General features: G+C 49.3%; 9 protein-coding genes and 1 pseudogene. 4 read left to right on the forward strand and 6 right to left on the reverse strand.

The window, feature by feature from the left end:
- The first annotated feature begins 350 nt into the window (after window positions 1-350).
- Genes DXD04_RS11395 through DXD04_RS11405 form a run of 3 tightly spaced genes read left to right on the forward strand, consistent with a single transcriptional unit; the run spans window position 351 to window position 2,570 of the window.
- Entirely contained in the window at window positions 351-1,169 is an 819-nt protein-coding gene (locus DXD04_RS11395; protein ID WP_117673339.1) for an ion transporter, read from the forward strand.
- Window positions 1,170-1,172: 3 nt separating this feature from the next.
- A complete protein-coding gene (locus tag DXD04_RS11400) occupies window positions 1,173-1,634 on the forward strand; it encodes an alanyl-tRNA editing protein (RefSeq protein ID WP_117673341.1) in 462 nt (153 codons plus the stop codon).
- A 12-nt stretch (window positions 1,635-1,646) separates the two neighbouring features.
- The gene (locus DXD04_RS11405) at window positions 1,647-2,570 is read left to right on the forward strand and encodes a DNA/RNA non-specific endonuclease (protein WP_117673343.1); all 924 of its coding nucleotides are present in this window, start codon (window positions 1,647-1,649) and stop codon (window positions 2,568-2,570) included.
- Between the two features lie 20 nt (window positions 2,571-2,590).
- On the opposite strand, the gene DXD04_RS11410 is transcribed toward DXD04_RS11405, so the two are convergent.
- The 4 genes from DXD04_RS11410 to DXD04_RS11425 are packed head-to-tail and all read right to left on the reverse strand — an operon-like array spanning window position 2,591 to window position 8,777.
- Window positions 2,591-3,100, reverse strand: coding sequence for a hypothetical protein (locus DXD04_RS11410; RefSeq protein ID WP_022053656.1), 510 nt, complete (start codon window positions 3,098-3,100; stop codon window positions 2,591-2,593).
- Window positions 3,101-3,113: 13 nt separating this feature from the next.
- Window positions 3,114-4,490 (reverse strand): TolC family protein, encoded by a 1,377-nt coding sequence (locus DXD04_RS11415; RefSeq protein ID WP_117673345.1) that lies wholly within the window; start codon window positions 4,488-4,490, stop codon window positions 3,114-3,116.
- Window positions 4,491-4,533: 43 nt separating this feature from the next.
- Window positions 4,534-7,647 carry an efflux RND transporter permease subunit gene (locus tag DXD04_RS11420; protein ID WP_117673347.1) on the reverse strand — a complete coding sequence of 1,038 codons (3,114 nt, stop codon included), beginning with the start codon at window positions 7,645-7,647 and terminating at the stop codon, window positions 4,534-4,536.
- A gap of 11 nt (window positions 7,648-7,658) precedes the next feature.
- Window positions 7,659-8,777: an efflux RND transporter periplasmic adaptor subunit gene (locus DXD04_RS11425; protein WP_178288521.1), complete on the reverse strand. Its 1,119-nt coding sequence runs from the start codon at window positions 8,775-8,777 to the stop codon at window positions 7,659-7,661.
- Window positions 8,778-9,611: 834 nt separating this feature from the next.
- On the opposite strand from DXD04_RS11425, the pseudogene DXD04_RS16950 reads away from it, so the two are divergent.
- Window positions 9,612-9,875, forward strand: a pseudogene (locus DXD04_RS16950) (helix-turn-helix transcriptional regulator); the annotation flags it as partial.
- A 30-nt stretch (window positions 9,876-9,905) separates the two neighbouring features.
- On the opposite strand, the gene DXD04_RS11435 reads toward DXD04_RS16950, so the two are convergent.
- Complete coding sequence (locus tag DXD04_RS11435) at window positions 9,906-10,580, reverse strand: ABC transporter ATP-binding protein (protein ID WP_007560407.1); 675 nt, start codon at window positions 10,578-10,580, stop codon at window positions 9,906-9,908.
- A gap of 25 nt (window positions 10,581-10,605) precedes the next feature.
- Window positions 10,606-12,975 (reverse strand): ABC transporter permease, encoded by a 2,370-nt coding sequence (locus DXD04_RS11440; RefSeq protein ID WP_117673353.1) that lies wholly within the window; start codon window positions 12,973-12,975, stop codon window positions 10,606-10,608.
- Between the last annotated feature and the right edge of the window lie 7 nt (window positions 12,976-12,982).

Here is a 12,982-nt window from a genome sequence, read left to right on the forward strand (position 1 = left end):
ATGCGCGCGTAAGGAAACGTAAGGAAAAAGGAATTGTTCTAACGGAAATGAAGAGATTTTCCAGCACATATTCAGCTTTCAAAAAAACGCAAGTACATTTGATTTAAAACACAAGTGCGTTTCACTTCAAACGCAAGGACGTTTTAGTTCAAACGCAAGTGCGTTTTGGATGGAACGCACTTACGTCTTTTCAGGCATGAAAAATAACAGTTTTTAGGGCTCATTTTCAGGGGAATTTAAGCTCTCCCTTCCGTACCTCTAATTTCTTTTTCTTCCACTTTCTCCTTTATTGCAAAAGAAAAGAGTATATTTGCCTGATACACGAAAAATCATTCATTAAAATCACGACCATGAACATAGAACCTCACAACTTGATAGACCCGCTGCGCGAGAAGCTCCCGCACCTAATTCGCCACGAAAAGCAGTACCGGATGATCCATCGCCAGCTGATGAAAAAATGGTTTCAATATTTTGTGCTGTTCTTTATCATCGGTTCCATTTGCTCTATCATATACAGCTCTTTCGAGGAATCAGCTCCCTACCATAATATCCTGTATGCATTCAACTACCTGGCCTCCTTTATATTCACCATCGAATATGGATTACGCATCGTGGCTGCTCCCGTGCAGTATGCCAGTTGCAACCATGCCTGGAAAGCACGTCTGCGCTACCTGTTCTCCTTTTATGGACTTATCGACTTCGTGGCAATTATCCCGTTCATGGTGATTTATGTGTACAAGGAAACCCCGCACGTACATCTCGTAGTGCTGGCCTACGTACTGATTATCTTCAAGCTGATACGCTATTCACGTTCCTTCCAGATGATTGGCACCGTACTCCGAACCGTCAGAGAAGAACTTGTTACGGCCTATACTGCCTGTGGCATCATGTTAGGTTTCTCTGGCATTCTGATGTACTACATCGAACGCTACGCACAACCGGAAGCCTTTGAAAATATCGGCGACGGATTCTGGTGGGCAATCGTAGCCTTCACTACCGTGGGTTACGGCGACATTTACCCAATTACTCCGTTGGGACGGTTGTTGAGCAGCATCATCAGCCTGATTGGCATCGCCATGATTGCCATTCCTACAGGTATCATCAGCTCGGCCTTCATGAGCATGCTGATAGAAAAAAAGCAAAAAGAAAAAAACAATTCATCAATGTAATTTATGGAACAAGAAATCCAACTTAATGCACACAACAAGCAGGAGTATCCTCCTATGCACACCTGCGAACACATCATCAACCGCACCATGGTCAATTTTTTCGGATGCGGACGGGCTGTATCTGCCCATATCGAACGGAAGAAAAGCAAACTCGATTTTGCGCTTTCACAAGCACCTTCGGAAGACGATATTGCACGCATTGAAACGACTGTCAACGAAGTAATCGCACGCCATCTTCCTGTCACTACGGAATTTATCACACAGGAAGAAGCTACCGGACGCTTTGACATGAAACGGCTGCCTGAAGGAGCTTCCGAGACGGTTCGTGTGGTACACGTAGGCGACTACGACGAGTGCTTGTGCATCGGGCAACATGTAGAGAATACATCAGAAATCGGCACCTTCAAGATCATCAGTCACGACTTTAACGACGGTATCTTCCGGATGCGTTTCAAACTGGTTTAATACACGTACATTATGGGAAAGAAAAAGAGAAGTTCATCCACCGGCTCCCTGAAAAGCTTCATACTCCTGCTGCTGATTCTGGGTGGCGGTGCCTATTTCTATCAGAACCAGCAGAATCTGCCGGAAGCTAAGGAACTGACAAAGGAGCTTTCGCACACATTGGAGAAGGCACAGGAGGAAGTGGCACAACGCCTGCCAGAAAAGCCGCAGGACGAGGCGGAGTCACAACCCTCGGCCAACCGCATCAGCAGCAAACTGGAAATTCCCGTCATGCTGACCAAGCGGGAAGAAATCAAGTTGCAGCGAACGGGATATACCGTTTCATACAATAATTTCTACAAAACCCCCAACTGGGTAGCCTGGGAACTGACACAGCAGGAAACCAAAGGAAGTGAAGAGCGAAAGAACCGCTTCGCACCCGACCCGGATTTGCCCGAACCCCGTGTGGAGCATGCCGATTATACGCACTCCGGATACGACCGGGGACACATGGCTCCGGCGGCCGACATGAAATGGAGCAAAAAGGCCATGGAAGAATCGTTCTACATGAGCAACATCTGTCCGCAGAATCAGAAACTGAACCGGGACGACTGGGGAGATTTGGAAGAATTATGCCGCAGCTGGGCCCGGAAATATGGCACGGTACACATTACCTGCGGACCTATCTATGACAAGAAACAACCCAAGCGCATCGGAGAGCATCAGGTGGCCGTGCCCGACCGTTTCTTCAAGGTGGTGCTGATTTACAACCGGAAAAGTCCCATCGCCATGGGCTTTCTGTTCGACAACAAGGCACATCATCAGGCACTGGATAAATACATGGTATCGGTTGACTCCGTGGAAAAAGTAACGGGGATGGATTTCTTCTCCAAGCTCCCCGACAACGTGGAAAACCGAATAGAGGCCGATATTCCGGCACTGCCTTCAGGAAGGTGAAAGCAGGCCGGAACTTCGGTTCACTCCTGTTGTTCCTCGTTTTTGTATTCTTCAATACAAAAACGATTTATCGTGCAATGCAAAGAATCAAAGTTCGTGCGGTAAGCTATGACCTTTATTGCCATCCCGTCATTGGCTTCTAACAGATATTCATGGGTACCGCTTGCATTCATCCGGTACCACATACCATTCTGCCCGTAAAGTATCCGCAAGGTATTTTCCGACGTATACTCCCAGCTGATACGATAAAGCCCCGTCTCTCCTTTATGAAAGGAGAAAGTACACGAGTTTTCATCGTACTCCAGATAATCCAATGAGGTGATTTCATCTTTATAAAAGTTCAAGACAGCGGCCTCACCAAGGGTATCATATTCGAGCCGGATGTAATTCTCCGGCTCACATTTATATTTGAACGTTTCTCCCAAGTGAATCTTGGGAAGCGGAGTATATGCACCCACCTCTTCTTTATTGCATGCCAACATACATGCGAGTCCTCCCACGCATGCAGCAATTATCATCATCTTCTTCATATCAACCTATATGTTAGTTGTTTCCCCCTCCCAATGCATGATAAAGGGTAATGACACTTTTTATCTCAGCATTCCGGTCGGCCACGAGCGACAGCCGCGCTGCCAGTAATGACTGACGGGCAGTCAGCACTTCCAGGTAGTTCGTCATACCGTGTTCCATCAGCAGTTCCGTATCACGCAACGCATCTTTCAGATGCTCCACCTGCTCACGGTCGAGCACCGTTTTCTGACGGGCCGTCTGCCACTGGCTCAAGGCATTGTTCACCTCTGCACCGGCATCCAACAAGGTCTGCTGGAACTGCAGCAAAGCTTCTTCCTGCTGTGCCTTACTGATTTTCAGATTTGCCATAAGCTGCCCCCGCTGAAAAAGAGGTTGCACCAGAGAGCCTACCGCCTGAAGCAGCCAGGCACCCGGATTAGTTACAAGGGCTCCCCCACTGTTGGTCCATCCGGCCGAACCACTCAATGTCACGCTCGGATAAAAACTGGAACGTGCCTGATTGGTGGCATAAAAAGCCTGTTTAAGTACGGCCTCAGCCTGCCATACATCTGGACGGTTAGCCAACAAATTCAGCGGCACTCCCACCGACAAACTTTCCGGGAAATCCACTTCACCGAGTGTACCACGCGCAACAGGCTGCGGGGTCCAGAAAAGCAGGGCACACAGCGTGTTTTCCGTTTCCGTCACCTGTTGCTTCAAATCCAGCAAAGAGGCTTCGGCGTCCAAGCGGGAAGCTTCTGCCTGGTTCACGGTCGCACGGTCGGCCTGTCCGGCTCGCATCAGGGCCTTCAAACTACGTATATACTCTTTCCAGCTTTCTACCGTTTCCGTAGTTACGGCTACCTGCTCATCGAGCATCAGCAACGTGTAATAACTCTCGGCCACCGTGGCAATAAGCTGTGTCTGCACCACCTGACGATACGCCTCACTCTGCTCCAATGCCGCACGCTCTCTCCGTTTGGCGTTGGTCAGCTTTCCAAAGAAATCCTGTTCCCAGCTGGCAGAAGCTCCCAACGAATAAGTCTTGGTGGGTTTGCTGCCGTCAAAACTGCTCAAAGCGCCTTCCGGGTCCAACTGGACAGAAGGCAGGTAAGCCTGCTTGGCAGCTGACAGCGAAGCCCGTGCCTCTTCCACTTTCAAACGGGCCACATTCAAATCCGTATTCGCCTCCAGCGCACGTGTAATCAGTTTTCGCAAGGATGCATCCGTAAACAGTTCCTCCCATTTCAGGTCGGCCAGTGAGGAGGTAGTATCCACCTCCTCCGGAAGAGCGCCGAACAATCCGTCGGTATTCGTTTCCGGCTGCCGGTATTTTGTGTAGATGCCACATCCGGTCAGCATACTGGCCATGCACGCGGCAACTACTATATGACTTATATTTTTCTCCATATCGAATGTTTCTTTAGTTGATATAAAATTCCCCCACAAGGGATTATTCCGCTGCATCGGTCTGACGGCGAGGCATCACACGTTCTTCAATTGCCTGGAACACCGTGAACAGCACCGGCACTACAAACAGAAGTGCCACTGTACCGACAAGCATACCCCCTACCGTACCGACTCCCAACGAACGGTTTCCGTTGGCTCCTGCTCCGGTAGCCACAATCAACGGGAAGAGTCCGATAATCATCGTCAGGGCGGTCATCAGAATCGGACGCAGACGAACTCCGGCAGCAGCTACGGCAGCCTGGGCAATACTCATTCCCTGTCGGCGACGGGCCGAAGCATATTCAGTCAGCAAGATGGCGGTTTTCGAAAGCAATCCAATCAGCATAATCAAACCGGTCTGCATGTAGATGTTGTTTTCCAGCCCAAAACATTTGGCAAACAAGAAGCTTCCCATCAACCCGAAAGGTACTGCCAGGATGACCACCATCGGGATGAAGATACTTTCATAGAGCGAACAGAGAATCAAATAGATAATCACCGTATTTCCCGTACTGCTTGATTCTTCTCGGGTAATACCGCTGAACTCATAACCGTATCCAGTAGGCAGCGTCTGTGAAGCCACTTCCTCAATGGCTGCAATGGCATCTCCCGAACTATATCCGTCGGCTGGCATACCGTTGACCGGTATAGAGGTATACATATTGAAACGTGTCAAGGTTTCAGCTCCGTACACCTTGGTCAGCGTAATGAACTGTCCCACGGGCGCCATTTCCCCGCTTTCAGTCCGTACAAACATATTGTTGAGTGACTCTTTATCCAGACGGTAATCCTTGCGTGCCTGAATCATGACACGGTAGAGTTTGGAAAAACGGTTCAAGTTGGACGAATAATTACCGCCAATATAACCGGAAAGTACGCTCAGCACATCGGATGTGGTCACCCCTGCCCGTTGACATTTCACCGCATCTACCTCAACCATATACTGCGGGAACTTGGTATCGAAGGTAGTATAAGCCATCGAAATTTCCGGACGCCGGTTCAGGGCTGCAATAAAGTCCTGCGTATATTTCTGCAAATTCTCCACGCTGCCTCCGGCACGGTCTTGCACGTACATTTCAAAACCGCTACCCATACCGTATCCCATAATGGTAGGCTGCGCAAAGGCAAAGAGCTTGGCCGATTTAATGTCGGCTGTATGCTGGTAAATCGCTGCAATGATGGCATTGATGTGGTCCTGTGCCTCCTGACGTTCATTCCAGTGTTTCAGTTTGATAATCAGCATACCTCCCGAGGCGGCCTGCCCGCCCATCATGCTGTAACCTGTCACATTGGAATAAATCTTTATCTGAGGAATCTCACGGATACGCTCGTCTATCATTTCCATCGTCTTACGCGTCTGGGCCAAACTGCTTCCCGGAGGGGTCGTGACATTCACGAATATGGTTCCCATATCCTCATCCGGCACCAGGCCGGTCTTAGTGGTCCGCATAAAAAATACCAGCAAGGCACAGACTGCCGCCAAAGATACCCAGGCCATCCATTTACGACGGAGGAAGAACGACACCCCATTCTTATACTTCAACACCAGCCTATTGAAAGAAGCCTCAAATGCATGGTGAAAACGGGAAGAAAAACTCAACTTACCGCCGGTCGACTTATCCATGTGAGGAGTCATGATGAGGGCACACAAAGCTGGACTGAGGGTCAAGGCATTGATTGCAGAAATACCTACTGCCACCGCCATGGTCAAACCAAACTGGGTATAGAACACACCACTGGTTCCTCCCATGAACGAGGTCGGGATAAACACGGCCATAAATACCAGTGAGGTGGTCACAATGGCTGCAGAAATACCATCCATGGCAGCCACCGTAGCTTTATAAGGTGAACGGTAGCCTTCGTCAAACTTGGCCTGCACCGCCTCCACCACCACAATGGCATCATCCACCACCGTACCGATTACCAGCACCAGTGCAAAAAGGGTCAGCAGGTTCAGACTGAATCCGGCCACATACAGGAAGGCAAACGTACCCACCAGCGACACGATAATGGAAACCGAAGGAATAATGGTGGAACGCACGCTCTGCAAGAAGAAATAAACCACCAGCACCACCAGGATAATAGCCTCAATCAGGGTTTTCACCACCTCGTGTACCGAGGCATCCAGGAAGTCCTTCGTACTCATCAGGTCGGCCATTACAAGCCCTTTCGGCAGGTCTTTTGAAATCTCCTCCATCAGCTTGTCCACTTCCTTCACAATCTCGTTGGCATTCGATCCGGCCGTCTGCGAAATCATACACGTCGCACCGGGGTGACCCACAATTTCACTGTTATAGGCATAGCTCTGCGAACCTAATTCCACATCGGCCACATCCTTCAGGCGGAGCACTTCGCCCGTAGGGAGAGACTTGAGCACCATGTTGCCGAATTCTTCCGCAGTTTCATATCTCCCCCGGTACTTCAACGTATACTGAAATGTATTTTCAGAATCCTCGCCCAGTGTACCTGTCGCCGCCTCCACGTTCTGGTCATCCAGCAAGGCAATCACATCGGCAGGTACCAGCTGATACTGGGCCATCTTCTGAGGATTCATCCAGATACGCATGGCATAATCCCCACCCATGACATTCACATTGCCCACTCCCGAGATACGGGACAGACGAGGTTCTACATTAATCTTAAAATAGTTATTGATAAAATTCTGGTCGTAGCTATCGTCGGGACTGTACAACGATATAATCTTGACCATACTGTTCTGCCGTTTTTCTACGGTCACACCCACCTTGGTCACTTCTGCGGGCAACAGTCCTTCCGCCTCCGACACACGGTTCTTCGTGTTGACAGTCGCCATGTCCGGGTCCGTTCCCTGTGCAAAATACACGGTAATAGACGCTGAACCCGTATTGGTGGCGGTAGAGGTCATATACGTCATGTTTTCCACACCGTTAATGGCTTCTTCCAACGGAGCGATGACACTCTTCAGTACTGTTTCCGCATTGGCACCCGTATAGGTGGTAGACACCATAATGGTAGGAGGTGCGATATCAGGATACTGCTCCATGGGAAGATTGCTCAAACCGATTACTCCCAATATCAGGATGAGCACAGAAATGGCACACGACAGGATGGGCCTGTCGATAAAAGTCTTCAGTTTCATAACGTCCCCTCCTATTTTTCAGTATGTAACGAAAGAATCTGGGTATTCTCCTGAATCAATCCGGCACCCTCGGCCACAATTACTTCCCCTTCCTGCAAGCCACTCTCTACAATGTATTCCTGCCCGTTGTTCAGCGGGAAAACAGTAACCTGTGCCGACTCGGCCTTTCCACTCTCATTCACCTTATACACATACACCTTGTCCTGAATCTCAAAAGTAGCTTCCTGTGGAACAACCAGCGCGTTCTCCTTGGTATAGGGCAATACGAGCGTAGCCGTACTTCCGTTTCGCAACATTCCTTCCGGATTCGGGAACACGGCACGCAGGCTGACAGCCCCTGTTCCGGTATCAATGGTGCCGCTGATGGCATCTATCACCCCTTCGTGTGCATATTTCACTCCGTCACTCAACTGCAAGGATACTTTGGGCATACCGGCCAGTGACTTGTCCACACTACCATACTGACGGAGCAGTGACAGCATCTGATTTTCGGTCATGGAAAAATATACATAGACTTCCTCATCGTCCGAGACAGTAAGTAAAGGCGTAGTAATGGAAGAATTGACCAATGCCCCCACACGATAGGAAGACATACCTGCCACTCCATCCACCGGACTCCGGACTACCGTATAGGAAAGGTCGTTGCGGGCATTGGTTTCATTGGCCTTCGCTTGTGCCAGACTAGCCTCAGCCTCCAACAAAGAATTCTGTGCCGTCTGACGGTCGAAATCCGAAACCACACGCTCCTTGAAGAGCTCTTCCTTGCTGTCGAACGTCAGGCGGGCCGTAGCCACGGCAGCTTCCGCACTTTTCACATTCGCCAATGCCGTCTGCAAAGCTGCTTTATACGGAACCTGGTCAATCACGAACAACACCTGTCCCTTGTGTACCTTGGCTCCTTCTTTCACACAAATCTCGGTAATCGTACCGCTCACCTGCGGACGAATTTCCACACTCTGTCTTCCCTTTACTACAGCCGAATAGCTGTTAGTGAGAAGGCGATTTTCTTTTTTCACGGTCATGGTCTTGTACCCACTTTCCTGTGAGGTAGGTGCAGGCTGCGTGCAGGCTGTCAGCATCCCCAACAACGCACAAAAACATGCACCAACTGATACAAAAGCTTTTTTCATCTTATTCTCTTTTTTTAGTTGATTTGACTCTTTCTGTTGTAATAGCCGATGCAAATTTAGAAGGCGGGAAAGACTACTTACTTGTTCCATTCCTAAGAACATTTGTCTGAATCCGTGCTTTAGCATTTATTCAGTTTATGATTTCTAAAACATACAAAAAGGTTTTCAGGCTACGATTTATGTCTGTATTTTAGATGCGCAAATACAACAACGAGATACAAGATGAAAGAATATGCGTTTACAAAATGGCTGGTTCCGACGCTGCAAGCAGACGGAACGGAGCGAGATATGGTGTACAATGAACAAATGGGCATCTTCACCGTACGGGGAGAAAATCAATTCCAGAAAGGAAGTATCGACACACAGCATACGGTGTCTTTGCTCGTATTAAAAGGCGAAATCAGCATCCAGACCAACGACAAGCGGACCGTCATTCCTGCCCCTTCCTACATCGAGTTTATCGAACCCCACCAATGGAGCGACCTGAAAACAAACCGTGATTTCGAAGGATGTCTGCTCATTACCCGAAGGGAGATTTTTTTGCAGGCAGCCGAATGCATCCGTTCCAAAGTGGCAGCCTATGTATACAGACACGTATTGGAGCCGTTTATTCCATTGGAGAAACAGGATCTTCTCCGGATACAATCACATGTGGACATGCTACGCCACACCCTTCAGCAAAAAGAGAATCATTTCCTGCTTGAAATGCTGGAAAACACGCTTCGTTCCCTCATCCTGGAAGTGTGGAATATTATCCTCCGCATGTATAAACAAGAAAACGAGTTCGAGCACTCTTTCCGCTGGAAAGATACCCTCCCTCGTTTTCTATATCTGATGCATACCAATTGCCGTTATCATCACACCGTAAAATGGTATGCCGACCAACTCTACGTATCCCCCGATGCGTTATCGGCCAAGTTAAAGAAACTCTATGGCAAGACAGCCAACCAGCTCATCAGCGAAAGCCTGATAGAAGAAGCGAAAGTCTGTCTGCTCAATCCGGCCAACAGCGTGCAGGACGTGGCCGAAAAGCTCTGTTTCTCTGACCAAGCTTCTTTCAGCAAGTTTTTCAAACGCTACTGCGGAGTGTCGCCCGGCCAGTTAAAAAAAACAAGCCTAAACCCTATTTTAAAGGTTCACTTCCGTCACTACCTGTCCGTCGAAGAGATTAATGACGCGGTCGGCAAAACCGGCATCATGCTGCGAGTGAGTCACCATCACAATGGTGGTGCCTTCCTTATGCAGCTCGGTAAGTAATTCCATCACTTCCCGTCCGTTCTTGGAGTCCAGGTTACCGGTAGGCTCATCGGCCAGAATCAGCTTCGGTCCTGATACTACAGCACGGGCAATAGCCACACGTTGCTGTTGTCCGCCCGACAGCTGCTGCGGGAAGTGCTTGGCACGGTGTGTAATCCCCATCCGCTCCATGGCAGCCTCCACTTTCCGCTTACGTTCTGCCGAAGGTACACCCAAATACAGCAAGGGCAGTTCGATGTTCTCAAATACGTTCAACTCGTCAATCAGGTTGAAGCTCTGGAATACGAAACCAATCACTCCCTTACGCAAGGAAGTACGTTGCGATTCAGTATAGCCACCCACTTCTGTTCCGTTCAAGAAATACTTGCCTCCCGTGGGATTGTCCAGCAATCCCAAGATATTCAGCAAGGTAGATTTTCCACAACCTGAAGGACCCATGATAGCCACGAACTCTCCTTCCTTCACTTCGATACTTACATTATTCAATGCCCAAGTTTCCACTTCATCTGTGCGGAATACTTTCTGTAAATTTTCTGTCTTAATCATACTTCAAAATTTTATTTTAATGATATTACTCTTGTTTTATACATTCTACCGGATTTACCCGACTCAATATCCAACCCTGCAGGCAGACAATGACCGCCGAGATGCCCCACACCACCAACAACGGCCATACAAAGATACCGGCCGAAAGCGGGGCACGGTACGCAAACTGCTCCAGCCAATGCAGCATGAACCACCAGCCGACAGGCATGGCCATTACATACGCCACTACAGCATAGATACAGAACGGTTTGTTAAGCAGCCAGATAATCTGTCCCCGTGTTGCTCCATGCACCTTGCGGATACTAATTTCGCGTATCCGCTGACGGGTGGCATACCAGGCGATACCAAACAATCCGAAACCTGTCAGCAACAACCCAATCACGGCATAGAAAGTCAGAATATGTGACAAAGAAAGCACTTTCCCGTTACGTGCCATAAAATCCCGGTGCATATCTGCATAACCGAAAGGTTGGTTGGGGTTCATTTCATTCCATACGGCTTCTATCTGCCGCAAGGTCTCTTCACGGTTTTCAGGACGAAGACGCAGTTGCAAATAAAATCCTTTCTGCAAGTCACTTGCCGACAACAATGTGATGACAAGAGGTGTTACCGCTTCTTCCAGCGAATTGACGGAAAAGTCGCGCACCACACCTGCGATTACAGCCAGACTGTCTTTCGTTTCCGTATCGAACTCGCGCAAGGCATGCCCCACGACCTCCGTACCCGCAGGCACTAACAAGCGGACAAAACTCTCGTTCACCAGTACCGGAGATGCCTGACGCTCCAACAGACGGGAAGGAGATTCTCCACTCAACTGTTCAATGCGCAAGGTGCGCAACAAGGTGGAGTCGCCTTCCAATGTCAGCAGATTGGTACGTACTTCCTTCCCACTGGGACGCAGCACGTTCAACTGACGTATCCAGGCATTAAGCACCGAAGCCTTGGAAAGTGTCATGGATTCAATCCCTTTCACCCGTTTCTCCAGTTCCGCCTTGAAGGGAGCCAACGGAGTACCAAAGGCATCCCCTATCTCAATGCAGCCCTCGTAACGCGAAGCCCGCTGGCGGGTCAGTTCCATCTGGTTGCGTGCTGTCAGCGTAGCCAATAACAATCCGATGGAAATCACGAACTGCACTGTTACTAGTACCGCTACAAAACGCTGTTTGCGTCGGCCGCTGTAAAGGGTACGGTACTCCGTGAACGACAAGCGTGACAGGCGACAACTGATGTACCATGCCGGTATTACCGACATCAACAGAATGAATAACAGCAACCACGGCAACATCTGACTACTGAAGAAGAACGTCATGGTTAACCGCGAACCCAACAGGTCATTAAACAGTGACAGACAGTCGTTGACCAGCAGAATGGACAAGCCGAATGCCAGCACCACCGTCAGAAAAGCATCCCCGAAAAGTTGCAGACGGATATTGCGCAAGGTAGCCCCCATCAATTTCTCCACATGAATCATACGAAGCTGTTGCAACAAGCGGCTCAAACTCATGTTAGTATAGTTGCAGCAAGCAATAATCAGTATCAGCACGGCTGCCAGCAGACTGATATAGAGAGTCTGCGCGGGTGTCTGACTGACGAAATCAAGTGTCTGCTGAGAGGAATCATCAGGAGTAGTGAAACAAATGGCGTCCAGCGGATCCAGGTAATATTTTGTCTGACCGGGCATCAGTGTAGGTACCTTGTCCTCATTCAGCTTATCGGCCAGGTGACCCGCATCCGTACCCGGAGTCAGCTTCAGCAGTGTAAGTCCACCCCAGAAGAAATCAGGGTCGTGTGCTATCAACATGTCAAACTGCAGAAGCGATTGTTCGCGCTTCTTAAGTACTGCCGCCACTTCATACGTACGGACCTCTCCAAAGCGGAAATGTGCCTCCACCTGCTTCCCTACCGCTTGTTTCCCTCCGAACAGACGACGGGCACAAGCTTCACTTAATGCGACCTTCCCTGGTTGACAGAGTACCTGACTCAAACTACCTTCTTCCGTACGGTAATCAAAAAAGTTCGTCAGGGTCGTATCGGCCGACAACATCTTAAAATCACCTTCCACCTTCTGCTCGTTCACCTTGCAGTAAAGCAAATCCAGTTTTCCTAACCGGAGAAAGTCCTCTACCTCGGCATAGCTTTGCTTCAGCTGCGGAGGAATCTCTGCGCCGGCAAAGGCCACTCGTTTCCCCTCCGTCATCGGGTCATCCTGCCGCAGAAAAAACATGCGGTCACGGTCCGGATTACGTCCTTCCAACCCATGCTCGTGCACGAAGTATGTCATCAGCAAATTGGTGCAAGCCAATCCCAATGCCAGACTGGCTACCGAAACAAGGAAAAACACCTTGTTACGCCACCAGCTTCGCAAAATCATTTTCAATACTACATTCAGTATCATAACACAT

The sequence above is a fragment of the Phocaeicola plebeius genome (assembly GCF_003437535.1).
Lineage (GTDB): Bacteria > Bacteroidota > Bacteroidia > Bacteroidales > Bacteroidaceae > Phocaeicola > Phocaeicola plebeius_A.